The organism is Aeromonas sp. s5 (assembly GCF_040907865.1).
Lineage (GTDB): Bacteria > Pseudomonadota > Gammaproteobacteria > Enterobacterales > Aeromonadaceae > Aeromonas > Aeromonas dhakensis.
In genome coordinates this window covers 178,932-204,394 of sequence record NZ_JBFOCO010000009.1, presented here as the reverse complement: position 1 = coordinate 204,394, position 25,463 = coordinate 178,932, and the positions used below count along the sequence as shown (strand labels likewise).

Here is a 25,463-nt window from a genome sequence, read left to right as displayed (position 1 = left end):
CGCCCATCCCGAGGGATGCGAGCGAGCATGGCAGGAGAGACATTAGTGAGCGAGAGTCTGGTCATCCGTCTGGGGACCAATGCGCAGCAGCCGGTCGAGTGGCTGGTGTGGTCGGGCGGGGAGGAGGAGGTGATTGCCTCCGGTACCCTGGCCTCGGCCCATGCCCTGGGCGAGCTGCAGGAGCGGGCCGGCGGCCGCCCGGCGGTGGTGCTGGTGCCCGGCAGCGATCTTATCTTCCGGCGGGTGAGCCTGCCGGGCAAATACAGCCGCCAGAGTGCGGCCGCGCTTCCCTATCTGTTGGAGGAGCAAATCGCCTCCGACGTGGATGAGCTGCACCTGGTGGTGCTGGGCCATCAGGGTCATGAGGTGGACCTGATGGCGGTCGACAAGGAGAAGATGCAGACCTGGCTTGGCTGGCTGGAGCAGGCCGGTCTCAAGAGCCGGCAACTGCTGCCGGACGTGCTGGCGCTGCCGCAGGCGAGCGAGGGCTGGTCGGCGCTGCAGCTGGGCAAGGAGTGGCTGCTGCGCCAGGGGCCCTGTCAGGGCATCGTCGCCGACGAGCCGCTGCTGGCCATGCTGCTGGCGGCGGAGCCGGCGCCGGTGACCATTCACAGCCATACCCCGCCGCCGGCCATTGCGGCGGCCAGCTGGCAGGCGGCCGATCCCGAGCTGCCCATGCTGTTGCTGGCCCGGGGCGCGCTCGCCAGTCAGGCAAACCTGCTGCAGGGGCCCTACCGGCCGCAGACCGAATACTCCCGCTACTGGCAGCAGTGGCGCAAGGTGGCGGTGGTGGCCGGAGCGCTGCTGGTGGTGGCGTTCGCCCAGCGCGGCGTGCAGCTCTATCAGCTGGCGGAGCAGGACAAGGCGCTCAAGGCGGAGATCCGGCAGGTCTACACCCGGATCTTCCCGGGGGAGAGCCGCATCGTCAACGTGCGCAGCCAGATGACCCAGCACCTCCAGCAGCTGGGGCAGACGCCCCAGGACGGGGTGTTGATGGTACTGACCGAGTTGGCCCCCACCTTTGCCGAAGTGCCCGGCCTCAAGCCAGAGGTACTGCGTTTCGACGCGGCACGCGGCGAGCTCAGGCTGCAGGTGACGGCCCCCGGTTTTGCCGAGATCGAGCGTTTTCGCGAGCTGGCCGGCAAGCGCTTCGAGGTGCAACAGGGAGAGGTGCGCAGCACCGAAGGCAAGGTCGAAGGGGCACTGGTGCTGAAGGGTAAATCATCATGATGGACAAACTACAAGGCTGGTGGCGGAGCATCAGCGCCCGCGAGCAGCGGCTGGTGGCGGTGGGTGGCAGCGTACTGTTGATCGGCTTCTGCTACTGGGTCATCTGGCAGCCCATCGGCAACCGCATCGACGAGCGCGAGCGGCAGGTATTGAGCCAGCAGCAGACTCTCGCCTGGCTGAAAGAGAAGGGTGAAGAGGTGCTGGCGCTGCAGGGTGGCCAGGGCCGCCAGCTCGATACCAGTGGCACCCTGGAAGGGGTGGTCAACCGCACCGCCTTCAACCAGAAGATCAAGATTGCCCGGCTGCAGCCCCAGGGCCAGGAGCTGCAGGTATGGATCGACACGGTGGCGTTCGATGATCTGCTGATCTGGCTGGCGACCCTGGCGGATCGCCATGGCGTGCAGGTACAGGTGATCGAGCTGGCCAGCGAGAATCTGGCGCCCGGTCTGGTCAAGGTACGCCGCTTGCAACTGAGCCGTCCCCAATGAAACCACGCGTCCCGAGCAGGGCCTCGCGCCTGAACGGGCGTTTGCAGTCGAGTCGTTTTCTATGAAGCAAAGAGTGCTGATTGCCGTGCTGTTTCTGGCGGCCTATCTGGTTTTCCTGCTGGCCAAGCTGCCGGCCTCTCTGGTGGTGCGCCATCTGCCGCTGCCGCCCCTGGTGCAGCTGGAAGGGGTGAGCGGCACCCTCTGGAGCGGCCAGGTTGCCCGCCTGCAATACGCCAGCGAGTCGCTGACCCAGCTGCGCTGGGAGCTCAACGGCTGGTCGCTGCTGCGTTTTGCCCCTGAGGTCTCCCTGCGCTTTGGTGAGCGCAGCGGCCTCAACGGGCAGGGGGTGGTCGGCTGGAGCGGCGCCGCCTTTGGCCGCGACATCACCCTCAACGTGCCGGCCCCCTGGCTGCTGGCGCGGGTGCCGATGCAGCTGCCCGTGCCGGTGACGGTGGCTGGCCAGTTGCAGCTCAAGCTCGATCAGTTTGCCCAGGGCAACCCCTGGTGCGACAACCTCTACGGCAACCTCTACTGGTACGGGGCCGATGCCGATACCCCGGCCGGCAAGCTGGTGCTGGGGGATCCCGAGATCAAGCTGACCTGCATCGACTCCCGGCTGGTGGCCGAGCTCAAGCAGGGCTCGGAGGCGGTACAGGTGCAGGGCAAGCTGGAGCTGCAGGCCAATCGCCAGTACCTGTTCCAGGGCACGTTGAAACCCGGGCCTGAACTGCCTGAGCAGATGAAGCAGGGGCTGCCCTTCCTCGGCCAGCCCGATGGGCAGGGGCGCTTCCCGCTGCGCTACCAGGGCCGTATCTGACGGCGTTGCCGTCTGAGCTGGCAAGCATCAACACCACCCCGCCCCGGCGGGGTGGTGTCGTTATGGGGCCGCGGCGGCTGGCGCCGTGATGAGGTGATTGAGGAAGAAGCGGAACAGCTCGGCCCGCGAATGCAGGTGCAGCTTGGCGTAGAGGTGCTTGCGATGATTCTTCACCGTGCCGCTGCCGATGCCAAGCGTACCGGCAATGGCCTCGGTGTCGAGCCCCTGCAACAACAATCCCGCCACCTGGCGCTCGCGGCGGGTGAGGCTTGCGCCCCCTACGCTGGCGATGGCCTGCTCCACCGTCGCCTTGAGATCGGCGCCACCCGGCAGTGCCGGGCTCTGGGCCAGCAACGCGGCTCCCTCCCGCCAGTGCTGGCGGCACAGCGAATGCATCAGAGGAAACAGCGCATCCAGTCGGGCCAGTTCGTCACGACTGAGGGAGCTGCGCTTGTCGAGGCGGCCCAGAAACAGCATCAGGGTGAGGCCGCCGCGCACCGGCAGGATCAGCCCCACCTCCTCCTGCCAGCCGGTGGCCTGATAGAAGTGGTGGCGATACTCGGGGTCGAGCCGCCCCCGCGACACCTGCGCCAGGGTCCAGACCCCGGCCCCCAGCCCCTGTTCCAGCGCCTGCATAAAGGGATCCTGGCTGAAGTGGCGGGTGAGGTAGTGGTCGAACAGCAGCGCCCGCTGGTGGTGCAGGTTGTCGTAGAGGTAGACGGGGCGCTGCCCCACCCCGAGCAGCAGGGCACAGTCGAACGCCACCTGCTGCTGGATCAGGCGCACCAGGGCTGCCGGGAAGCCGCTGCCATGCAGGGCATCGACCACCTCGGTCATGCTGCGGGTCAGGGCTTCTGTGGCGAGTGGCTGGATCATGGGCATTGGGTCATGGCGATAAGTTCCGGATGGCGGGCGGGCTCCCCGCAATGGTCGTGCGATGGTCACACTATGGCCGGATGCTAGCACGGAGTGGCAAAACTGTCCCCTGGGGGACATATTCGGCGCGAGCCAGAGCGGCGAGGATGTGGCCTTTTCCCCCTGCTGTTGGAGAACCCATGATCAACCCCCACCTGCTCGATGAGCTGACCCGACGCGGCCTGGTGGCCCAGAATTCCGACCCGGCGGCGCTGCGCGATCATCTAGCCACCCCGCGCACCATCTACTGCGGGTTCGATCCCACCGCCGGCAGCCTGCACATCGGCCATCTGGTGCCACTGCTGATGCTGCGTCGCTTCCAGCTGGCGGGTCACACCCCGGTGGCGCTGGTGGGCGGTGCCACTGGCCTGATCGGCGATCCCAGCTTCAAGGCAAGCGAGCGCAGCCTCAACAGCGCCGAGACGGTGCAGGGCTGGGTAGCCAGCCTGTCGGCCCAGATAAAAGCGCTGCTGCCGGCCAGCGACGGGCTGGCGGCGCCGCTGCTGGTCAACAACGTCGACTGGATGGGGCAGATGTCGGCCCTCGATTTTCTGCGGGACATCGGCAAGCACTTCTCGGTCAACGCCATGCTGGCCCGCGAGTCGGTGCGCCAGCGCCTCGCCCGACCGGATCAGGGGATCTCGTTTACCGAGTTCTCCTACGCCCTGCTGCAATCCCAGGACTTCGCGGTGCTCAACCAGCGCCTCGGTTGCACCCTGCAGATCGGCGGCAACGACCAGTGGGGCAACATCACCAGCGGCATGGATCTCACCCGCCGGCTCAATCAGGCCCAGGTCTATGGCATGACGTTGCCGCTCATCACCAAGGCGGACGGCACCAAGTTCGGCAAGACCGAGGGGGGCGCCATCTGGCTCGAACCGGCGCTCACCTCGCCCTACGCCTTCTACCAGTTCTGGCTCGGTACCGCGGACGAGGATGTCTACCGCTTCCTGCGCTACTACAGCTTTATGGCGCTGGCCGAGATTGAGGCGCTGGAGGCGGAGGATGCCAAGCGGCAAGGGCGCAAACTGGCCCAGCAGGTGCTGGCGGACGAGCTGACCGAGCTGGTGCACGGCAAGGGGGCGCTGGCGGCGGCGCGGCGCATCAGCGAGCTGCTGTTCAGCGGTGACGTGGCACGCCTTGGCGAGAGCGATTTGGCCCAGCTGGCCCAGGATGGCCTGCCGAGCAGCCCCATCGAGGGGGAAACGGATCTGGTGACCCTGCTGGTGGAGTGCGGCCTGGCAAATTCCAGGCGCATCGCTCGCGAGCTGCTGGCGGCGGGGGCGGTCAGCCTCAACGGTGCAATCCGCCAGGATGGGCAAGTGACCGACGGCGACTGGCTGTTCGGCCGCTATCTGCTGCTGCGCCGGGGCAAGAAGCAGTACCACCTGGTGATCCGCTCATGAGGGGGTGAGCGCCTCGATGACGTAGTCGAGGAAGTGGCCGACCAGGGCAGACTCGGCCCGGCGCTGGGTGTAGAGGGCATAGAAGCCGGTCCCCTTGGGACTGTAGTCGGGCAGCACCTCGCGCACCACCCCCTCGGCCAGCTCGGCCGCCACCAGGTAGCGCGGCAGGCGGGCGATCCCCAGCCCCTGGCGCATCGCCTGGTGAATCGCCTTCTTGCTGCTGAAGGCCAGCTCGCCCGCCACTTCCAGCGGGATCTCGCGCCCCTGGGCAAGCAGGGTCCAGCGCTCGTGGCGGCTGTACTCCTGGCAGCGGGTGATGAGGGGGTGCTGCTGCAGATCCTGTGGCTCGCTCAAGGGCGGGTGGCGGTCCAGGTAGTCGGCGCTGGCGCAGAGCACCAGATCGTCCACCCCGATGGGGCGCGCCAGATAGGGCTGGCTGCCAAGCTCGGTGCTGCGAAACGCCACGTGCAGGTTGTCGCGCAGCAGGTCGGCCGGGGTATTGCTGAAGTCGGCGATGATCCGCACCTCGGGGTGGTCGGCGCGAAAGCGCAGCAATACGGGGGTCAGCACCACCTCGCCCCACAGATCCGGCGCCGTGATGCGCAGCTCCCCGCACAGGGCCGAGCGGCGGCGCTGCAGGCCGTCCAGCAACTGCTCGTGCAGGGCGATCATCTGGTCAGCCTGGCGGTAGGCGAGCTCTCCCGCGTCGGTCAGCTGCACCCGGCGGGTGGTGCGGCTCAGGAGCGTGTTGCCGAGGCTCTGCTCCAGGTGGCGCAGATCCTTGGACGCCTTGCTCGGGGTGATGCCGAGCTGGGCTGCTGCCGCGGCGAAGGATCCGCAGCGGACGATGGCGACCAGCAGGCGCATCAGGTAGAGGGTGTCGAGCTTGTGGTGACGCATGAGGGGTGGCCTATTGTGTCTTGCTGGGAATGAATGCCTTGCTTGTGTGCCTGATTATATCCTGAATGCCCGGGATTATAGTGGCGACATTCCATTGCGATCCCGGGAGAGGGCGATGAACAAGGCACTTGGCGACAGCTTCCACTTCGAACGGGCCGGATTGCGGCTCAAGAACCGGGCCGTGCTGGCCCCTTTGACCCACAACATGAGCGGTGCAGGCGGCGATCCCGCTCAGGCCGAGCTCGACTGGCTGGCGCGCTGCGCCCGGGGCGGCTTCGGTCTGCTCATCGCCGCCGCCACCCAGGTGCAGCCTGGCGGACGCTGCTGGGCGGGGCAGCCAGCCCTGATGACCGACACCCAGCAGCAGGCCTTCACGGCCCTGGCCGACAGTGCGCGGCAGGCCGGGGCGCTGGCGGTAGTGCAACTGCATCACGGCGGGATGCGGGCCTTGCCCGAGCTGAACGACGGGGCGCCGGTCGGTCCGTGCGAGCTGGCGCCGGGCGGGCGCTACCCCCTCGGGGTCAAGGGGCTGAGTGAGGAGGGGATTCTTACGCTGATCGAGGCCTTCGTGGGCGCCGCCGAGCGGGCTCATGGCGCCGGCCTGCACGGGGTCGAGCTGCACGCAGCCCACAACTTCCTGCTCTGCAACTTCCTCAACCCCCTGCACAACCGTCGCACCGACCGCTGGGGGGGCAGCCTCGCCAACCGGGCGCGGATCCTGGTGGAGATAGTGCGCGGCATTCGCGCCCGCCTGCCCCGGGACTTTCTGGTCGGGGTGCGTCTCTCCCCCGAGAGCTATGCCCATATCCAGGGCATCGAACTGGCCCATCAGCTGGCGGTGGCGCGCCTGCTGGCTGACGAGGGGATCGACTACCTGCACTTCTCCATGGGAGACAGCTTCAAGGCGGTGGCGGGGGATCCCGATGGCGGCGCCCTGCTGGAGGCGGTGCGGGTCGGGTTGGCCGGGCGGGTGCCGCTCATGGTGGCGGGCAAGATCCACGACGCAGATTCGGCCGAGCTGGCTCTGGCCGGCGGTGCCGACCTGGTAGCGGTGGGCACGGCGGCGATCGGCAATCCGGACTGGATGGAACGGGTGAGCCGCGGCCTGCCCCTGCAGCGCGCCCCCTTCACGGCGGCGCACCTAGCGGAGATCGGCTTCACCCCAAACGCCCTCGATTACCTGGCCGGCATGGGGGTACTGGCCCCGCGCGATGCGGCCTGAAGGCTTTAATCAGCGGACTGGCTGCTGAGCCGATATGACAAGGCCCTCGCGATGAGGGCCTTGAGCGTATCAGGTGCCGAGGGGCAACAGCTCTGCGTAGTCGCGGATCGCCGGGAAGGCGGTGATGCGCTGCTCGGGCTGCCGGCTGTCCGGGTTCTGGATGGCGAGCTGGTAGCCGATGCCGTAATCGGCGGCGGCGCGCAGGATCCGCTCGCTGTCATCCACGAACAGGGTGCGGGCCGGGTCGAACGCCAGCCGCTCGGCCAGCGCCTGCCAGCAGTGCTGGCTCTCCTTCGACCAGCCCAGCTCGTGGGTGCTCACCATCAGATCGAGGTGCTCGGCGAGGCCGAGGTGCGCATCCTTGACCGACAGGCTGGCAGGGTGGGCATTGGTGAAGAGCACCAGCTGCTTGCCGGCGGCCTTGAGCGCGGCCAGGAAGGGGATGACGTTGGGGCGCCACTGGATCTTCTCCAGGATCTCCTGCTTGAAGGCGTGGATGTCGAGCCCGAGCGTCTCGCTCCAGTAATCCACGCAGTACCAGTCGAGGGTGCCGCTGACGGCCTGGTAGTGCGCCTCGATCTGCACTCTGGCCTCGGCCAGCGGCAGGCCGAGTCGTTCGGCATAGCGCTCGGGGACCAGCTGCTGCCAGAGGTGGTTGTCAAAATGGAGGTCGATCAGGGTGCCATCCATATCGAGCAGGACAGTGTCTATCTGGTGCCAGGGCAGTGGGGTCGGCATGGGGCCTCGGTGGTCGGGTCGAAACGGGCGGGCATTATAACGGATTTTTCCCGCCGCTTTCCCACCCTTGCCCCGTGGTGTTCGAGAGGGGAGTCGTTTACTCTTGAAACACGATTTTTTAACGAGCAGCCAGCCCCGATGAGTGATCACCACCAACGCAAACCCGTCCACCTCAGCGTCGAGACCATGGCGCACGACAAGAGCAAGCCGGAGATCCTCAAGGCCGAGATCGTGGCCGAGAGCCGGCTGTTCAAGGTGGAGTCGCTCCACCTCAAGTTCTCCAACGGCGAGGAGCGGGTCTACGAACGGATGCGTGGCGGCAACCGGGGCGCCGTCATGGTGGTGCCCTTGTTCGATGCCCACACCCTGCTGCTGGTGCGCGAGTACGCGGCGGGCACCCACTCCTACGAGCTGGGCTTTCCCAAGGGGCTGATCGACCCGGGTGAAGATGCCCTCGAGGCGGGCAACCGTGAGTTGATGGAGGAGGCGGGCTTCGGGGCCAACAGCTTGACCCTGCTCAAGCAGGTGTCGCTGGCGCCGGGCTACTTCTCCAGCCGGATGGACATCTTGCTGGCGCGGGATCTCTTCCCCGAGCAGCGGGTGGGGGACGAGCCCGAGCCCCTCGAGGTGATCCCCTGGCCGCTGAACCGGATCGACGAATTGCTGGCGCGCCCCGACTTCACGGAGTCGCGCAGCATCAGTGCGCTGCTGCTGGCCCAACGCTGGCTGGCGGAGCAGGCAGAGTAGCCCGCAGGGGCAGTTTGAATACAGAGGATAACAAGATGCAGGAGTTGTTGGCCTGGGTGCCGGGGGTCAAGGAGATCGCGCGCGAAGCGGGCCGGATCCTTCACGAAATCTATCACGGCGGTCAGTTCGAGCGTCAGCTGAAGGAGGATGCGACCCCGGTCACCAGTGCCGATCTTGCTGCCGATGCCTACCTCAAACAGGCGCTGTCGGCGCTCACTCCCCACGTGCCCGTGCTGACCGAAGAGGCGGCCGACATCCCCTTCAGCCAGCGCGCCAACTGGCGGCAATACTGGCTGGTGGATCCCCTCGATGGCACCGGCGAGTTCATCGCCGGCAGCGGTGACTTCGCCACCCTGATCGCCCTGGTGCAGGACAACGTGCCGGTACTCGGCGTCATCTATGCCCCCGAATCGGACGTGCTCTACTGGGCGGTGCGCGGTCATGGCGCCTTCAAGGAGGCGAACGGCGAGGTGCACCCCATCAGCGCCATGCACCACGAGCACGATCAGCCCGATTCGCTGGTGGTGGCCATCAGCCGCCGCCAGAAGCTGGAGAACCTGACCCGCCGCCTCAACCCGGCCATCAACTACGAGCTGATCCCGCTCGGCTCCAGTTCCCTCAAGTCCTGTCTGGTGGCGGAAGGAGCGGCCGACTGCTACGTGCGGCTCGGCCCTACCGGCGAGTGGGACACTGCCGCCGCCCAGTGCATCGTCGAGGCGGCCGGTGGCCGCATCCTCAGCCTGGCGCTGCAGCCGCTGCGCTACAACGAGACGGAGTCGCTGGAGAACCCGGACTTCATCGTGATGGGGGATCCGGATCTCGCCTGGGGCAGCATTCTGGCCCATTGAGCGGGTAAACAGGTCATCGTTGACGGCAATCAGGCGGCCCCATGGCCGCCTGATTGCATGGTGTGATCCGCTGGTTTTATCGGGGATGAACAGGAATATCCGCTGGCAAAGCGCGGGAATGACAGTGAATCATCACAAGAGAGGGCGGCGGAATGGCACGATTTTTCAGGTAATTCTGCAAACGATCATTTGGCCAAAATAAAAAATTGACCATGAATGAAAATTTGGTTTTAAATTTTGTTAATTTCACCGAATTTAGTTTTACTTATTTATGTGATCCCAATTCCATTCCCAATCTCACTGGCTGAAGCCCGTAATGGTAGTGATATGTTTCAGGGGGGATTTTTGAGAATTAAATCCCGATAAACCACAATGAACTCAGATTAAAACACTGACAAAAAGTGAATTAGTAATGAGTTTATCTGTAGACGTCACAGGGGAGCTGTCCGGTTCCCGCTCCACCACCGTCAGCGCCACCCCCTGGCGCCGCCACGACACCCACTGGGTCATCAGCCTGTTTGGTACCGCCGTCGGTGCCGGCATCCTGTTCCTGCCCATCAACCTGGGTCTGGGCGGGATCTGGCCCCTCATCATCGTCGCCGTGCTGGCCGGCCCCATGACCTTCCTGGCCCACCGCGGGCTGGCGCGCTTCGTGCTTTCCTCTTCGCGCCCCCACGCCGACTTCACCGAGGTGGCCCAGGAGCACTTCGGCAAGATGGCCGGCCGCCTCATCTCGGCGCTCTATTTCCTCTCCATCTTCCCGATCCTGCTCATCTACGGCGTCGGGCTGACCAACACGGTGGAGAGCTTCATGATCAATCAGCTCGGCATGGCGACCCCGAACCGGGTGATGCTCTCCGGCATGCTGGTGTTCGCCATGATCGCCGTGATGCTGGCCGGTGAGAAGGCGATGCTGCGCGCCTTTGCCGTCATGGTCTATCCGCTGGCGGCCATCCTGGCGGCGCTCTCCTGCTACCTCATTCCCCAGTGGCAGTGGCCACAGCTGGGCAGCCTGGGGGGCGGCAGCTTCCTCAACACCGTCTGGCTGGCGCTGCCGGTCACCGTGTTCGCCTTCAGCCACGCCGCCGCCATCTCCGGTTTTGCCAACGTGCAGCGCCGGGAGTACGGCGAGCAGGCGGAAGCCAAGAGCAGCCTGATCCTGCGCAACACCACCGTCATGCTGGTGGGCTTCGTGCTGTTCTTCGTCTTCTCCTGCGTGCTGAGCCTCTCCCCGGCCCAGCTGGCCGAGGCCAAGGCCCAGAACGTCTCGGTACTCTCCTATCTTGCCAACATCACCGACAACCCGGTGATCGTGACTCTGGGGCCACTCATCGCCTTCATCGCCATCAGCTCCTCCTTCCTTGGTCACTTCCTCGGTGCCCGCGAGAGCCTGAAAAGCCTGATCGCCAAGCCCACCGGCCTGTCGCTGGCCAAGGCGGACAAGCTCGGCATCGCCCTGATGTTCTTCTCCATCTGGGGCGCCGCCATCATCAACCCGGGGATCCTGGGGCTGATGGAGACCCTCTCCGGTCCGGTGATCGCCATGATCCTGTTCATCATGCCGGTGGTGGCCATCTACAAGGTGGAGGCGCTGGCGCGCTTCCGCCAGCGCTGGGCCAACGGCTTCATCCTGCTGACCGGCTCGCTGGCGGTGTCGGCGCTGATCTTCAGCCTGCTGAAGTAACGGCGAGCAACCAGCCGCAAAAGAGAGAGGCGACCCTTGGGTCGCCTCTCTTGTATCCGTCCGGTGGTGGCCTCAGCCGAGCTTGGCGCCGTTCTCCACCGCCTGCTCGGGGATGGCGATCACCACGGCGCCGTCCGGCCGGTAGAAGCCGGTCAGCAGAAACTCCGACTGGATCGGCCCTATCTGCTTGGGGGGGAAGTTCACCACGGCGACGATCTGGCGACCTACCAGATCCTCCGGTTGGTAGAGGTCGGTGATCTGGGCGCTGCTCTTGCGCACCCCGAGCTCGGGGCCGAAATCCGCCCACACCTTGTAGGCCGGGCGGCGCGCCTCGGGGAAGGGTTCGACCCGCACCAGGGTGCCCACCCTGAGCTCCACCATCTCGAAATCCTGCCAGCTTATGGTCTGCATCTTGGCTCCTCGTTACCCATACCTTGCATGAGCCTCAGCATGCCTCGAAACCACCTGTGCCGTCTTCGGCAAACGGCCGCCCGGTTACGGCAAGCGGCCGTTTTGTTGGCGCCAGAGGGAAGGGGTCACTCCGGTTTCGGCCAGGAAGCGCTCGCCGAAGGCCCCCTGATTCTGGTAACCGCAGCGGCTGGCCACGTCGCCGACGGGCAGGGCGGTGTGGGCGAGCAGGGTACGCGCCAATGCCATGCGCCGCGCCCGGATGTATTGGGAGACGCTCATCCCCACCTGCTGCTGGAAGGCGTGCTTGAACTGGCTCTGGCCGAGGCAGGCGATGGCGGCCAGCCGCTCGTTGCTGAGGGGCTCGGCGAGATGCGCCTCGATATGGCGCTGCACCTTGCCGATGCGCGGGGCGAGGCGGGCACGGCCGCGCGAGCCTGCCTGCTGCGCCTCTGCCAGCAGACCCAGCCACACCTGCTCCATGCCGGCCACGTGGCGCCCCTCGGCCACCATGCGGTGCAGGAAGGCGAGGTAGTGGCGCTGGGCCTCGTCCAGCTCGATGAAGGGGCGCTCCCCCAGCTCGCCGGGCAGCCAGTGACTCTCCTGCACCAGAAACGAGAGCGCCGGATCGGCGGCGTAGTCGTGCCGCTCACCGGGGGCGATGATGCAGGCAAAGCCGGGCGCAAGCCGCCGCCCCTGGCCCTGCACCTCGATCTCGATGGGACCGTCGAGGGGGATCACCAGCTGGGCATGGTCGTGGCTGTGGCTGCAGACGTCGCTCTGGTAGCGACGCAGGCTGAAAGGGGCGGATAGCGATGACGCGGCCTGGGGCCGCGTCATCGAAGGGGGTTTGCTGTCTGGCATCTGCTGCTGGATTACTCGGCGTCGAAATCTTCGATCTCTTTGCCCAGCGCTTCCATGATGGCACGCGCCTCGGCAGGGACGCTGTCCGGATGATCCTTGCGCAGATCTTCGTCGCAGGGCAGCGGCTGACCGGTGAAGGCGTGCAGGAAGGCTTCGCAGAGCAGCTCGCTGTTGGTCGCATGACGCAGGTTGTTCACCTGACGGCGGGTGCGCTCATCAGTCAACACCTTCAGCACCTTGAGCGGGATCGAGACGGTAATCTTCTTGACCTGTTCGCTCTTCTTGCCGTGTTCCGCGTAGGGGCTGACGTAGTCGCCGTTCCACTCTGTACCCATGATCCACCTGTTCTCGTTTAGCCGTGAGCGCGGATTTTAACCCTTAAGGAATTTAATGGCAATCCAACAGCAAAGCCATTTAGACGTCTGGAAGTGTTGACGGCCTTTTTAAGCTGGCGTAGTGTGGTTCACCATGAGCCTGCAATGGCGGGATGACGCGTGGCAGCAAGATGCCAGCGTGTGAAGAGACATCAAGGAGAGTGACATGACCCACAAGGCCACCCAGGCAGTGCGCACCGGGATTGAGACTGATCAGCAACACGGTGCCGTGGTGCCGCCCATCTACCTCTCCAGCAACTACACCTTTGCCGACTTTGGCGAGCCCCGTCAATACGATTATGCCCGCTCCGGCAACCCGACCCGCACCAATCTGGCGGACGCGCTGGCGGCGCTGGAAGGGGGCGCCGGCGCCGTGGTGACCGGCACCGGCATGGGGGCCGTCCATCTGGTCACCACCGCCCTGCTCAAGGCGGGGGATCTGCTGATCGCCCCCCACGACTGTTACGGCGGCACCTGGCGCCTGTTCGAGTACCTGGCGGCCAAGGGCCACTACCGGGTGCAGTTTGTCGATCAGGGGGATGCGGCGGCACTGGCCGAAGCGCTGGCCCAAAAGCCGGCGCTGGTGTGGGTGGAGACCCCCTCCAACCCGCTGCTGCGGGTGGTGGACATCGCCGCCATCGCCGAGGCGTCTCACGCGGCGGGGGCCAAGGTAGCGGTGGACAACACCTTCCTCTCGCCGCTGCTGCAACAGCCGCTGGCGCTGGGGGCGGACCTGGTGGTGCACTCCACCACCAAGTACATCAACGGCCACTCCGACGTGGTGGGCGGGGTGGCGATCGCGAAGGAACCCGAGCTGGCCGACTCCCTGGTGTGGTGGGCCAACTGTCTGGGGCTCACCTCCGGGGCGTTCGACTCCTACCTCACCCTGCGCGGTCTGCGCACCCTGGCCCCCAGGTTGCGCACCCATCAGGAGAACACCGACCGCATCCTCGCCTTCTTGCAGCAGCAACCGCTGGTTAGACGCATCTATCACCCCAGCCTGCCGAGCCATCCGGGCCACGATATTGCGCGCCGTCAACAGTCCGGTTTCGGCGCCATGCTAAGTTTTGAGCTCGATTGCAGCGAGGCGGGCATTCGCGCCTTCCTGGCGGCCCTCACCCTCTTCTCGGTGGCCGAATCCCTTGGCGGGGTGGAGAGTCTGGTGGCCCATCCGGCCAGCATGACCCACAGGGCCATGACCCCGGCCGCCCAGCAGGCGGCAGGCATCAGCGCCCAGCTGCTGCGGTTGTCGGTCGGTATTGAACACGGTGAAGATCTGGTGGCCGATCTGGCACAGGCTTTTGCACAGGCGCAGCAGGCAGAACAGGTAGCGAAGTAATGGAACAGCAGCAACAAGGAGAGATCGCGGTGGCAACAGAAGCAGGCTTGAAGCGACGTCACGTCCACAAATTCGGTGGCAGCAGTCTGGCGGATCCGGTCTGTTATCGCCGGGTCGCCAGCATCGTTGAACAACAGGTGGGTGGGGATGAACTGATCGTAGTCTCCGCCGCCGGCAAGACCACCAACCGGCTGATCCAGCTGGTGGAGCTGGCCGAAGCAGGTGATGAAGCCGCTGGTGAAGCTATCTCCGCCCTTCACGCCTATCAGCAGGGGCTGATCGACGGCCTGCTGGAAGGTGAACTGCAGCTCGATCTGAGCAAGCAGCTGGCCGACGACATGCAGCTCATCGCCAAGACGCTTGAGGGGCAGTTTGACCGCTTCGCCCGCAACGGCCTGCTCGCCTTTGGCGAGGTGTGGTCGGCGCGCCTGCTGGCTGCCCTGTTCACCAGCCGCGGCGACAAGGCTATCTGGCTCGATGCCCGCAGCTTCCTGCGTGCCGAGGATGGCGCTCTGGTCAAGGTGGATACTGCGCTCTCCAGCGAACTGCTCAAGGCGCGACTTGCGGAGCATGCCGGTCGCATCGTGGTGACCGGCTTTATCGCTGCCGACATGGAGGGCCGCTCCCTGCTGCTCGGCCGCAACGGTTCCGACTACAGCGCCAGCCTGTTGGCGCTGCTGGCAGACGGCGAATCCACCACCATCTGGAGTGACGTGGCCGGGGTCTACAGCGCCGACCCGCGCCGGGTGAAGGAGGCGCGTCTGCTGGAGCGCCTGAGCCTAGCCGAAGCCAACGAGCTGGCCCGCCTCGGCTCCTCGGTCTTGCACTCCCGTACCCTGCAACCGGTGGCCGACAGTCGTCAGCGCCTCACCCTGCGCTGCAGCTACAACCCGGACGAGGGCTGCACCCACATCCTGCGCCGCGCCCCTCGCTCCGGCGGAGCCCGCATCGTCTCCTCGGTGGATCAGATCGCACTGATCGAGCTGAAGGTGCTGCCACAGACCAACTATGAGCAGACGGTAGCCACCATCGAGGCCCATCTGGCCCGTCACCGCCTCAATCCGCTTACCCTGCAGCGCCAGCCGGATCGCCGGATCCTGCGCCTCGCCTACACCCTCGAGGTGGCGCAGGGGGCGTTCGAGTTGCTGCGCGACTTCCAGCTGCAGGGCAGCTTCACCGGTCTTATCCAGCGCGAAGGCTACAGCCTGGTGGCGCTGGTGGGGGCTGGCGTCACCGACAATGCCGAGCAGTGCCACCGCTTCTACCAGCTGCTGGCGGATCAGCCGCTGGAGTTCGTCCAGGTGGCCAAAGATGGCCTGAGCCTGGTGGCCGTGCTGCGCCAGGTGGTGCTGGAGCCGCTGCTGATCGCCCTGCACAGCGCCCTGTTCAGCCGCCCGAACCGGGTCGGGCTGGTGGTGTTCGGCAAGGGCAACATCGGCGGTCACTGGCTCAACCTCTATGCCCGCGAGAAGGCGCGGCTCGAGCATGAACTGAACCTGGCGCTCACCCTCTACGGGGTGTTCAGCTCGGAAGGGGGCCTGCTGGATGAAGAGGGGCTGGATCCCCTCAAGGTACAGGACAACTTCAATCCCAAGCCGCTGATCTGGCCCGAGCTGCTGGCCCAGCTGGAGCAGCACGGCTTCGATACCCTGATCGCGCTGGACATGACCGCCAGCGAGACGGTGAGCCGCTACTACCCGGACTTTGCCCAGCTCGGCATTCACATCATCGCCGCCAACAAGTTTGCCGGCGCCGCCGACAGCGAGTTCTACCAGCGCATCAAGCAGACCTGCCGCGACCATCAGGTGCAGTGGCGCTACAACGCCACCGTCGGCGCCGGGCTGCCGATCCAGTCCAGCATCCAGATGCTGCGCCAGAGCGGCGACCGCATCCAGGGGGTCTCCGGCATCTTCTCCGGCACCCTCTCCTGGCTGTTCCAGCAGTATGACGGCACACGCCCCTTCTCCGAGCTGGTGGACGAGGCGTGGCAGCACGGCCTGACCGAGCCGGATCCCCGCGAGGATCTCTCCGGCCAGGATGTGCGCCGCAAGCTGCTGATTCTGGCGCGGGAGGCGGGCTTCGAGCTCGACTCCGCCGACATCGAGCTGGAGAACCTGGTGCCCGTCTCCCTGCGCAAGGTGAGCACGGATCAATTCATGGACAGGCTGAAAGAGCTGGATGACCCGATCCAGACCGCCTTCGAGGGGGCGCGCCGGGTCGGCAAGGTGCTGCGCTACGTCGCCCGTTTCGAGCACGACGGCAAGGCGCGGGTCGGGCTGGAGGCGCTGGAGCCGCACCACCCGTTCGCCAACCTGCTGCCGTGCGACAACATCTTCGCCATCGAGAGCGACAGCTATCGCACCAACCCGCTGGTCATTCAGGGCCCGGGCGCCGGCCGAGAAGTGACGGCCGCCGCCATCCAGTACGACCTCTGGCAGATCTGTGCCAGCCTGTAACAGCGGACAAGCCGTTCAGTCAAAGAGGCGCCAGTGGCGCCTCTTTTTATTGTTTAGCGTCAGGTTTTTAGGTCTACGGGCTGATTTCCCTATCTCGTAAGCGGCCGGTTTTTTAGCTTCTTCAACAGGTTGCAGGCAAGAGTCAGGTAATAACCGGACTTGCACAGGTAGCATGAACGGGCACTACTCCCGCACAGACTGGCCAAGAATGGGCACGGTATTGGTTCCCCCTCTTATTCGCTGAGGCGAGTACGCTTGTCCAGGTCGCGAGACAGGATGTCGAGCGAGTGGCGCCGGGCCATGGATGGCCCGTCGGCGCGTGCCGTCGGACATGCGGGTGAGCCGAAGGTACCCGACGTAGTCGGGCGAAGAAGTGGGGGAGAAGACCTTTGGTGACTTTGGGTCTTTCCAAAGTCACTCGCCCCAGCCCGAAGGGCGGGCGAAACCCCTTCAAGACCGGCAGGCTTGCATCCACCATCCTCTAAAGCTGTAAAGCGGGCGATTGCCCCTGATAGTTAATCGACCCTGCGATTCCATGGCAACGCCTAACGACCAAGGATTCTCCGGCAACATGGCTCCTGCGGGCCCTGTATATATAACAAAGGGCGCCGAGGCGCCCTTTGTCATTGAGGGGAGCTTGATAGCCCCGACTATCAACCCGTGTTGCGCATACCTGCGGCGATGCCGGCGATGGTGACCATCAGCGCCTGATCCAACTCGGGATGCAGAGTTTCGGCATGGTTGCGCGAGCGGCCCAGCAGCTCGACCTGCAGCACGTTGAGCGGGTCTGTGTAGGGGTTGCGCAGCTTGATGGACTCCTTGATCCAGGGCTGGTCGTCGAGCAAGTCGCCCTGCGGGCGCAGCTCCAGCACCACCTGGATGGAGTCGGCAAGCTCCTGGCGCAGCTGTTTGCCGAGGCCCCACAGCTCCTTGGGCACCAGCCGGGTGTCGTAGTATTCGGCCAGCCAGACGTCAGCCTTGAGGAACACCATCTCCAGCATCTCGAGGCGGGTGCGGAAGAAGGGCCACTGACGGCTCATCTCTTCCAGCACGCCCTTCTGGCCGTCGGCGATGGCTTGCTGCAGCCCCTTGTGGGCGCCGAGCCAGGCCGGCAGCATCAGCCGGTTCTGGGTCCAGGCGAAGATCCAGGGGATGGCGCGCAGGCTCTCGACGCCGCCGTTGGGCTTGCGCTTGGAGGGGCGCGAGCCGAGCGGCAGCTTGCCGAGCTCCATCTCCGGGGTGGCGGCGCGGAAGTAGGGCACGAAGTCCGGATGACCGCGCACGATACTGCGGTAGTGATCGCAGGAGACGGACGCCAGCTGCTCCATCACGGCGCGCCAGCACTCCTTGGGCTTGGGCGGCGGCAGCAGATTCCCCTCCAGCACGGCGCTGGTGTAGAGGTTGAGGCTCTGGATGGCCACCTTGGGCAGGCCGAACTTGAAGCGGATCATCTCGCCCTGTTCGGTCACCCGCAGGCCACCGCGCAGGGATCCCGGCGGTTGCGACAGGATCGCCTGATGGGCAGGTGCGCCACCACGGCCGACGGTACCGCCACGGCCATGGAACAGAGTGAGGCGCAGGTTGTTGGCTTCGGCCAGCGCCACCAGGGATTCCATGGCGGCGTACTGGGCCCAGCCTGCGGCCATCATGCCCGCGTCCTTGGCGGAGTCGGAGTAGCCAATCATCACGTACTGACGGCCCTGGATGTAACCGCGATACCAGTCCACCGACAGCAGGCGCTCCATCACGGCGGTGCCCGCCATCAGGTCTTCCTGGGTCTCGAACAGCGGGGCGACCGGCATGCGGAACTTGCAGCCGGCCTCTTTGAGCAACAGCTGCACCGCCAGCACGTCGGACGGTGCGCCAGCCATGGAGATGATGTAGATGCCGAACGCATCGGGGTCGTGCTGGGCGATGACCTTGCAGGTATCCAGGGTCTCGTGGGTCTCGTCGCTCGGCGCCCAGTCGCTCGGGATGAGCGGGCGGCGGGAGTTGAGTTCGTTGAGCAGGAAGGCCTGCTTGTCATCCTCGCTCCACTCGGCGTAGTCGCCCATGCCGAGGTAGCGGGTCAGCTCGGAGAAGACCTGGCCGTGGCGCTCGCCATCCTGGCGGATGTCCAGCTTGACCAGATGGATGCCGAAGCAGGCCAGCTTGCGCAGCACGTCAAGCAGCATGCCGTCGGCGATGTTGCCCATGCCGCAGGCGTGCAGGGAGTGGTAGCAGAGCTCCAGTGGCTCGCGCAGCTGGGCGGTGGTCTTGACCAGATCCCGGCTCTCGCTCGCCTGGCCCTGCACCTTGGCGGTCAGGAACTCCTGGGTCTCGCGCAGCTGTTCGCGCAGCTCGCGGACCAGGGCGCGGTAAGGCTCGGGGTGATCTCCGACCCGTTCGCGCACGGCGTCGGTGCAGTCGGACATGGAGAGCTCGGAGGTGAGCTCCTTGATGTCCTTGTAGAACAGGCTCACCGCCATCCAGCGGCCCAGCTCCAGCACTTCGGCGGTCACCTTGGCGGTGACGAAGGGGTTGCCGTCGCGGTCACCGCCCATCCAGGAGGTGAACTTGACCGGCGCGGCATCCAGCGGCAGCCGCACACTCAGGTGGTGTTGCAGCCGCTCGTCCAGATTGCGCATGAATTCGGGGATGGCCGGCCACAGGCTGTTTTCCACCACGGCGAAGCCCCACTTGGCCTCGTCCACCGGGGTCGGGCGCTGTTCGCGGATCTCGTTGGTGTGCCAAGCCTGGTTGACCAGCTGTTCGATGCGATTGAGGATCTTGTCCCGCTCGCGGGGCAGCAGATCGGACAGCTCCAGCGCCTCGAGGCAGTCGTTGAGCTGTACGTGCTTGTGGATCAGAGTGCGACGGGTCACCTCGGTGGGGTGGGCGGTCAGCACCAGATCGATGTCCAGCTCGCGCACGGCCTGGATGATGGCTTCCTGCGACAGGTTGGAGGCTTTCAGTTTGTCGAACATCTGCTCCAGCGGATCCGGGGTGCAGACCTGCTCTTCGCAGCGACGGGAGATGGTGTGGAACTGTTCGGCCACGTTGGCCAGGTTGAGGAACTGGCTGAAGGCGCGGGCCACCGGCAGCAGCTCGTCGTCGCTCAGGTTGCGCAGGGTGTCGAGCAGACGTTCCCGGTCCGTCTCATTGCCTTTGCGGGAGGATTTGGCCAGCTGGCGAATGGTTTCGATCTTGTCGAGGAAGGCCTGTCCCTGATGATCCTTGATGGACTTGCCCAGCAGTTGACCCAGCATGCCTACGTTGGCGCGTAGTGCGGCGTACTTTTCGTTCATTCCACATCCTTATCTTGTTGGTGCCTGACACCCATCCGGGGTGCGAGACGACCTCACTTATTGTTGTGCGATTACAACATATGCTCCGTCATCTTAGGGTGACAATCTACCCAGATTGTCTGCGCAAGGTCAAATAACAGGCCGATTCAGAACATGTATTTCCATCACCTGTCCCGAGGTGCGATGTCATGTAACTTACTTACATTCCCGTCAGTTCAGAGGCAGAAACGGCGGATCAGGTGCTGCAATACGCTGGTGGTCGGTTTGACGAACGACAGATCGAGATATTCGTCCGGCTGGTGGGCCTGGGCGATGTGGCCGGGGCCCAGCACTATGGTTTCACAACCGAGCTGCTGGATGAAGGGGGCCTCGGTGCAATAGTTCACGGATTCGGCGGCCCGCCCGCTGGCCCGCTCGGCCTCGCGCACCAGCTCGGAGTCATCGGCGCAGGCGTAGGCAGGGATCGGCTCGTGCAGGTGCTGCAGGTGCAGGCAGCCCGGCTGGTGGATCTCGATGGGGGAGAGCGCTTCTTTGAGCATGCCCATCAGCTCGTCGGGGCCCACCTGCGGGGTGGGTCGCATGTCGATGTGCAGTTCGCAGCAGCCGCAGATGCGGTTCGGGCTGTCGCCCCCCTGGATGTAGCCGAGGTTCAGGGTCGGCTGCGGCACGGCGAATCTGTGATCGGCGTACTTCTCCTTCAGGCTGTGCTGCAGCTTGAGCACCTGGCCCATGGCCTGGTGCATGATCTCCAGCGCGTTGACGCCGTTGGCGGGATCCGAGCTGTGGCCGCTCTTGCCGGTGATGCGGATGGCTTCCGACATGTGCCCCTTGTGGGCCACTACCGGTACCAGCCCGGTCGGCTCGCCAATCACCGCGTAGTCGGGTTTGAGTTCGGCCGCGGCGGCGATGGCGCGGGCCCCCGCCATGGTGGTCTCTTCATCGGCGGTGGCCAGAATGCGCAGCGGTTTGCTGAGGGTCTTGAGGTCGATCTCCTTGAGCGCCTCGACGATAAAGGCGAAGAAGCCCTTCATATCGATGGTGCCCAGCCCGTACAAGCGGTTGCCCTCTTCGGTCACCTTGAAGGGATCCTTGCGCCAGGCGCCCTCGTCGAACGGCACCGTATCTGTGTGGCCCGCCAGCAGCAGCCCCCCTTCGCCTTGGCCTATCGTCGCCACCAGATTGAACTTGCCCGGCAGATCGGGCAGGGCGGTCACCTCGCACTGAAAGCCGAGCTGAGCGAACCAGTCGGCCAGCAGCCGGATCACCGCCTCATTGCTCTGATCCCAGCGGGGATCCGTGCTACTGATGGACGGAATCGCAATAATATTCTTGTAGAGTGAAAAAAAATCCAGATTGGCCACCTGCTCCTCCTTGCTTCCCCGGAATGTTTCTGTTAGAAAATACAAATGCAAAGTGAGTGCATGAATATTCTGTAGGTTTGCCTGAATACGTGGCTCATCGACAAGGCTTCTAGTTGTAAGGGAAAGTTAATGTTCTGTCACCTGATCTATAACCGACGACACACACCCGCCTGAATTGCCCCTCCGCACTCGTGCATGGGGCATCGAACCCCCTTGTGCACCGCAGCACCATGCTGTGAATCTCGAACTCTGACTTGGAATACTCAACATGCTTAACACCGTTATCGTCGGTGCCAGTGGCTACGCGGGAGCCGAGCTGGCCGCCCTGGTCCAGAACCATCCACAACTCAAGCTGTTCGGCCTCTATGTTTCCGCCGGCAGCCAGGACGCCCACAAGCGTTTCTCTTCTCTGCATCCCCAGTGGGTCGGCGCCCTGGATCAGCCGCTGCTGCCGCTGGACGAAGATGGCATGACCCGGATCCTGACCCAGGCCGATCTGGTGCTGCTGGCCACCGCCCACGAGGTGAGCGCCGAGCTGGCGCCCAAGTTCCTGGCCAAGGGGCTGCCGGTGTTCGATCTTTCCGGTGCCTTCCGGGTCAGGGAGCAGCAGTTCTACGCCTCCTACTACGGCTTCACCCATGAGAGCGAGCAGTGGCTGGATCAGGCCGCCTACGGCCTGGCCGAGTGGAATGCTGAAGCGGTCAAGGCGGCCCAGCTGATAGCCGTGCCCGGTTGCTACCCGACCGCCTCCCTCTGCGCCCTCAAGCCGCTGCAGCAGGCTGGTCTCATCGCCAAGGGGTGGCAGCCCATCATCAACGCCGTCTCCGGGGTCTCCGGGGCCGGTCGCAAGGCGGCCATCAACACCAGCTTCTGCGAGGTGAGCCTCAACCCCTACGGCACCTTCAATCACAGGCATCAGCCGGAGATCAGCCACCACCTCGGCAAGGAGGTGCTGTTCCAGCCTCACCTTGGCAACTACGTGCGCGGCATCCTGGCCACCATCTATGTGCAGCTGGCGGATGGCGTGACGCCGACCCAGGTGGATCAGGCCTACCTCAAGGCCTACGAGGGCAAGCCGCTGGTGCGCCTGACCGGCCAGATGCCCTCCATTCGCGGCGTCGCGGGCACCCCTTACTGCGACCTCGCCTGGCAACAGCAGGGCAACATGCTGGTGGTGGTCTCCGCCATCGACAACCTGCTCAAGGGTGCCGCCTCCCAGGCCATGCAGTGCATAAATATCAAATTCGGATTTGAACCGGCCACCGGCCTGATTTAAGGACTCAAGGAAGGATCGCAACGATGAACAAGCAGACTCTGGTAATCAAGCTGGGCGGCGCACTGATCGAGAACGACGAGGCGCTGACCGCCCTGTTCGCCACCCTCAAAAGCTTTCTGGACGAGCAGCACAGACCCCTGGTGCTGGTGCACGGCGGTGGCTGCCTGGTGGATGACCTGCTCAAGGGGCTGGGTCTCACCTCCACCAAGAAGAACGGCCTGCGGGTGACCCCGTTCGAGCAGATCCCGTTCATTGCCGGCGCGCTAGCCGGTACCGCCAACAAGCAGATGATGGCCAAGGCCATCGCCACCGGCATCCCGGCGGTGGGGCTCTGTCTGGCGGACGGCGGTCTGTGCCAGGTGACCCAGCTCGACCCGGCACTCGGCGCGGTCGGTGACTGCCAACCGGGCAACCCGGCACTGGTGGCGGGGATCCTCGCTCAGGGCTTCCTGCCGGTGGTGAGCTCCATCGGCATCACCGCCGAGGGGCAGCTGATGAACGTCAACGCGGATCAGGCGGCTACCGCCATTGCCGAGGCGCTCGGCGCCGATCTGGTGATGCTGTCGGACGTGAGCGGCATCCTGGATGGCAAGGGCAAGCTGGTGCCCCAGCTCGACAAGCTGACCGCGCTGGATCTGATGGAGAAGGGGGTGATCAGCGACGGCATGGCGGTCAAGGTGAAAGCCGCCCTGCATGCCGCCGAGACCCTGGGCAAACCGGTCTGTGTCGCCAGCTGGCGCTACCCGGATCAGCTGCTCAAGCTGCTGGCTGGCGGTGCCGTCGGCACCCAGGTATCTCTCTGATCTCCACCGGAACAAGGAACATCCGATGCAACATCTTCTGAAAGACAGCGACTTGAGCAAGGCCCAGATCGAGGCGCTGATCGCGCTAGGCAAATCGGTCAAGGCCGATCCGAAAAAGTACGGCCAGGCACTGGCGGGCAAGAGCGTGGTCACCCTGTTCGAGAAACCCTCTCTGCGCACCCGGGTCACCTTCGACATCGGCATCGCCAAGCTGGGCGGCCACAGCGTCTATCTGGATCAGCAGAACGGCGCGCTCGGCAAGCGCGAATCGGTGAAGGATTTCGCCGCCAACCTGTCGCGCTGGTGCGATGCCATCGTCGCCCGGGTGTTCGATCACCAGACTCTGGTCGAGCTGGCGGAGCACGGCACTGTGCCGGTGGTGAACAGCCTTTGCAACCTCTACCACCCCTGCCAGGGGCTGGCGGACTTCATGACCATCAGCGAGCACTACGGCGATCTGTCCAAGGTGAAGCTGGCTTATCTCGGCGATGGCAACAACGTCAGCCACTCGTTGCTGCTGCTGGGGGCGACCCTCGGCACCGACGTGACCCTGGTCTGCCCGAAAGGCCACGGTCCGGATACCCAGATCTTCCTGCAGGCCCAGGCGCTGGCGGCCCAGTCGGGGGCGACTATCCACATCAGCGACGACGTGGCGGCCATCGAAGGGTTTGACGTGGCCTACACGGATACCTGGGTCTCCATGGGTGACAACACGCCAATGGAGCAGGTAAAAGATATCTTTATGCCTTATCAGATCAACCAGGCCCTGCTCGACCGCACCGGCATCCAGCACGTGCTGCACTGCCAGCCGGCGCACCGGGAGCTGGAGATCACCTCTCAGGTCATGGACGGGCCTGGCTCCCTCATCATGGACGAGGCAGAAAACCGGATGCATATCCAGAACGCCGTGCTGTTGACCCTGCTTGGGCACAAATAACGGCAACCGACCCCAAATCACACCCTTTTATCGAATCATCATGGAGAGAAGTAAATGAGCGGAATCAACAAGATCGTACTGGCTTACTCGGGCGGACTGGATACCTCGGCCATCATTCCCTGGCTGAAGGAAAACTATGACGCGGAGATCATCGCCTTCGTCGCCGACGTCGGTCAGGAGCGTGACGATCTGGAAGGGATCGAGCAAAAAGCCATCGCCTCCGGCGCCACCAAGTGCATCGTCAAGGATCTGCGGGAAGAGTTCGTCAAAGAGTACGTCTACCCGACCCTGAAGACCGGTGCCGTCTATGAGGGCACCTACCTGCTGGGGACCTCCATGGCCCGTCCGGTGATCGCCAAGGCGATGGTCGAGGCCGCATTGGCGGAAGGGGCCGACGCCATCTCCCACGGTTGCACCGGCAAGGGCAACGATCAGGTGCGTTTCGAAGGTGCGGTGGCCGCGCTGGCGCCCCAGCTGAAAGTGATCGCCCCCTGGCGTCTGTGGGACATGCGCTCCCGGGAAGATCTGCTGGCCTACCTGGAAGCCCGTCAGATCCCCTGCAAGGCGACCCTGAAGAAGATCTACAGTCGCGATGCCAACGCCTGGCACATCTCCACCGAGGGTGGCGAGCTGGAGAGCACCTGGAACGAGCCGTCCGAAGCGGTCTGGCAGTGGACCGTTTCCGCCGAACAGGCACCGGATCAGCCGGAGTACGTCAAGCTGACCGTGGCCCAGGGTGAAGTGGTGGCCGTTGACGACCAGCCGCTCAGCCCGCACCAGATCCTGATGACCCTGAATGAGCGTGCTGGCAAGCACGGCGTGGGCCGCATCGACATCACCGAAAACCGGATGGTGGGCATGAAGTCTCGTGGCTGCTACGAGACCCCGGGTGGCACCGTCATGGTCGCTGCACTGCGCGCCGTGGAAGAGCTGGTGCTGGACAGACCGACCCGCGCCTGGCGCGAGAAGCTGGGTGCCGAGTTCTCCCACCTGGTCTATGACGGTCGCTGGTTCACCCCGCTGTGCAAGGCCATTGTCGCTTCTGCCAACGCCATCGCCGAAGATCTCGACGGTGAAGTGGTGCTGAAGATGTACAAGGGTCAGGTCACCGCGGTACAGAAGAAGTCGCCGAACAGCCTCTACTCCGAAGACTTCGCCACCTTCGGCGCCGACGAGGTGTACGACCAGAGCCATGCCGAAGGCTTTATCCGTCTCTACACCCTGGCGAGCCGGATCCGCGCCATGAAAGAGCAGCATCAGGCCATCGGTGGTGATCACACCCACGGCTAACCCTATAGGTTCCAAGCCGCAGAAACAGGTGAGGGGGCTTGGCCCCCTCACTCATAAGCGGCGACCTGATTCC

At 64.8% G+C, this 25,463-nt stretch carries 22 protein-coding genes; 14 read left to right on the top strand and 8 right to left on the bottom strand.

The annotated features are described in order from the left end of the window. The first annotated feature begins 45 nt into the window (after positions 1-45). The 3 genes from exeL to exeN all read left to right on the top strand — a co-directional run bounded on the left by exeL (position 46) and on the right by exeN (position 2,535). The gene (exeL, locus tag AB5Y94_RS07475; protein ID WP_005308494.1) at positions 46-1,230 is read left to right on the top strand and encodes a GspL family type II secretion system protein ExeL; all 1,185 of its coding nucleotides are present in this window, start codon (positions 46-48) and stop codon (positions 1,228-1,230) included. Then, complete coding sequence (exeM, locus tag AB5Y94_RS07470) at positions 1,227-1,718, top strand: GspM family type II secretion system protein ExeM (protein ID WP_005308496.1); 492 nt, start codon at positions 1,227-1,229, stop codon at positions 1,716-1,718. The genes exeL and exeM overlap by 4 nt, the downstream gene beginning before the upstream one ends. A gap of 61 nt (positions 1,719-1,779) precedes the next feature. Further along, entirely contained in the window at positions 1,780-2,535 is a 756-nt protein-coding gene (gene exeN / locus AB5Y94_RS07465) for a GspN family type II secretion system protein ExeN (RefSeq protein WP_017783584.1), read from the top strand. 60 nt (positions 2,536-2,595) lie between these two features. Here exeN and AB5Y94_RS07460 read toward each other — a convergent pair whose 3' ends face one another. Next, positions 2,596-3,411 carry a helix-turn-helix transcriptional regulator gene (locus AB5Y94_RS07460; RefSeq protein WP_216988738.1) on the bottom strand — a complete coding sequence of 272 codons (816 nt, stop codon included), beginning with the start codon at positions 3,409-3,411 and terminating at the stop codon, positions 2,596-2,598. A 179-nt stretch (positions 3,412-3,590) separates the two neighbouring features. Here AB5Y94_RS07460 and tyrS point away from each other — a divergent pair, with 179 nt between their 5' ends. Beyond that, entirely contained in the window at positions 3,591-4,856 is a 1,266-nt protein-coding gene (tyrS, locus tag AB5Y94_RS07455; RefSeq protein WP_368205287.1) for a tyrosine--tRNA ligase, read from the top strand. On the opposite strand, the gene AB5Y94_RS07450 is transcribed toward tyrS, so the two are convergent. Then, positions 4,851-5,756: a LysR family transcriptional regulator gene (locus AB5Y94_RS07450; RefSeq protein WP_368205286.1), complete on the bottom strand. Its 906-nt coding sequence runs from the start codon at positions 5,754-5,756 to the stop codon at positions 4,851-4,853. The two genes, tyrS and AB5Y94_RS07450, sit on opposite strands and share 6 nt — an antisense overlap. 115 nt (positions 5,757-5,871) lie before the next feature. Here AB5Y94_RS07450 and AB5Y94_RS07445 point away from each other — a divergent pair, with 115 nt between their 5' ends. Then, a complete protein-coding gene (locus AB5Y94_RS07445; RefSeq protein WP_368205285.1) occupies positions 5,872-6,978 on the top strand; it encodes an NADH:flavin oxidoreductase in 1,107 nt (368 codons plus the stop codon). A 69-nt stretch (positions 6,979-7,047) separates the two neighbouring features. Here AB5Y94_RS07445 and yrfG read toward each other — a convergent pair whose 3' ends face one another. After that, entirely contained in the window at positions 7,048-7,716 is a 669-nt protein-coding gene (yrfG, locus tag AB5Y94_RS07440) for a GMP/IMP nucleotidase (protein WP_368205284.1), read from the bottom strand. Between the two features lie 138 nt (positions 7,717-7,854). Here yrfG and nudE point away from each other — a divergent pair, with 138 nt between their 5' ends. The 3 genes from nudE to AB5Y94_RS07425 all read left to right on the top strand — a co-directional run bounded on the left by nudE (position 7,855) and on the right by AB5Y94_RS07425 (position 10,995). Beyond that, positions 7,855-8,463 carry an ADP compounds hydrolase NudE gene (gene nudE / locus AB5Y94_RS07435; protein ID WP_172442833.1) on the top strand — a complete coding sequence of 203 codons (609 nt, stop codon included), beginning with the start codon at positions 7,855-7,857 and terminating at the stop codon, positions 8,461-8,463. A gap of 35 nt (positions 8,464-8,498) precedes the next feature. Beyond that, positions 8,499-9,311, top strand: coding sequence for a 3'(2'),5'-bisphosphate nucleotidase CysQ (gene cysQ / locus AB5Y94_RS07430; RefSeq protein ID WP_005308514.1), 813 nt, complete (start codon positions 8,499-8,501; stop codon positions 9,309-9,311). A gap of 412 nt (positions 9,312-9,723) precedes the next feature. Then, positions 9,724-10,995 (top strand): aromatic amino acid transport family protein, encoded by a 1,272-nt coding sequence (locus AB5Y94_RS07425; RefSeq protein WP_019840798.1) that lies wholly within the window; start codon positions 9,724-9,726, stop codon positions 10,993-10,995. A 72-nt stretch (positions 10,996-11,067) separates the two neighbouring features. Here the strand turns inward: AB5Y94_RS07425 and AB5Y94_RS07420 are convergent, their stop codons facing one another. The 3 genes from AB5Y94_RS07420 to metJ form a co-directional block, all read right to left on the bottom strand. Then, positions 11,068-11,406: a tRNA-binding protein gene (locus tag AB5Y94_RS07420; RefSeq protein ID WP_017783578.1), complete on the bottom strand. Its 339-nt coding sequence runs from the start codon at positions 11,404-11,406 to the stop codon at positions 11,068-11,070. A gap of 84 nt (positions 11,407-11,490) precedes the next feature. Continuing rightward, on the bottom strand, positions 11,491-12,243 hold the full coding sequence (locus tag AB5Y94_RS07415; RefSeq protein ID WP_368205283.1) for a helix-turn-helix domain-containing protein: 753 nt from the start codon (positions 12,241-12,243) through the stop codon (positions 11,491-11,493). 35 nt (positions 12,244-12,278) lie between these two features. Further along, positions 12,279-12,602 (bottom strand): met regulon transcriptional regulator MetJ, encoded by a 324-nt coding sequence (gene metJ / locus AB5Y94_RS07410; RefSeq protein ID WP_005308521.1) that lies wholly within the window; start codon positions 12,600-12,602, stop codon positions 12,279-12,281. Between the two features lie 205 nt (positions 12,603-12,807). Between metJ and metB the strand changes: the two genes are divergently transcribed. Then, the gene (metB, locus tag AB5Y94_RS07405) at positions 12,808-13,980 is read left to right on the top strand and encodes a cystathionine gamma-synthase (protein ID WP_368205282.1); all 1,173 of its coding nucleotides are present in this window, start codon (positions 12,808-12,810) and stop codon (positions 13,978-13,980) included. Beyond that, positions 13,980-16,436 carry a bifunctional aspartate kinase/homoserine dehydrogenase II gene (locus AB5Y94_RS07400; protein ID WP_368205281.1) on the top strand — a complete coding sequence of 819 codons (2,457 nt, stop codon included), beginning with the start codon at positions 13,980-13,982 and terminating at the stop codon, positions 16,434-16,436. The genes metB and AB5Y94_RS07400 overlap by 1 nt, the downstream gene beginning before the upstream one ends. A gap of 653 nt (positions 16,437-17,089) precedes the next feature. On the opposite strand, the gene ppc is transcribed toward AB5Y94_RS07400, so the two are convergent. Both ppc and argE read right to left on the bottom strand, forming a co-directional pair. Further along, positions 17,090-19,723, bottom strand: a complete 2,634-nt coding sequence (gene ppc / locus AB5Y94_RS07395) for a phosphoenolpyruvate carboxylase (protein ID WP_368205280.1) — start codon at positions 19,721-19,723, stop codon at positions 17,090-17,092. Between the two features lie 215 nt (positions 19,724-19,938). Then, positions 19,939-21,084 carry an acetylornithine deacetylase gene (argE, locus tag AB5Y94_RS07390; RefSeq protein ID WP_010635207.1) on the bottom strand — a complete coding sequence of 382 codons (1,146 nt, stop codon included), beginning with the start codon at positions 21,082-21,084 and terminating at the stop codon, positions 19,939-19,941. 268 nt (positions 21,085-21,352) lie between these two features. Here argE and argC point away from each other — a divergent pair, with 268 nt between their 5' ends. The 4 genes from argC to AB5Y94_RS07370 are packed head-to-tail and all read left to right on the top strand — an operon-like array spanning position 21,353 to position 25,390. Then, the gene (argC, locus tag AB5Y94_RS07385) at positions 21,353-22,360 is read left to right on the top strand and encodes an N-acetyl-gamma-glutamyl-phosphate reductase (protein WP_368205279.1); all 1,008 of its coding nucleotides are present in this window, start codon (positions 21,353-21,355) and stop codon (positions 22,358-22,360) included. A gap of 23 nt (positions 22,361-22,383) precedes the next feature. Beyond that, positions 22,384-23,163: an acetylglutamate kinase gene (argB, locus tag AB5Y94_RS07380; protein WP_139431214.1), complete on the top strand. Its 780-nt coding sequence runs from the start codon at positions 22,384-22,386 to the stop codon at positions 23,161-23,163. A gap of 25 nt (positions 23,164-23,188) precedes the next feature. Beyond that, entirely contained in the window at positions 23,189-24,100 is a 912-nt protein-coding gene (locus AB5Y94_RS07375) for an ornithine carbamoyltransferase (protein ID WP_026139149.1), read from the top strand. A 54-nt stretch (positions 24,101-24,154) separates the two neighbouring features. Further along, on the top strand, positions 24,155-25,390 hold the full coding sequence (locus AB5Y94_RS07370; protein ID WP_010635203.1) for an argininosuccinate synthase: 1,236 nt from the start codon (positions 24,155-24,157) through the stop codon (positions 25,388-25,390). The last annotated feature ends 73 nt before the right edge of the window (positions 25,391-25,463 follow it).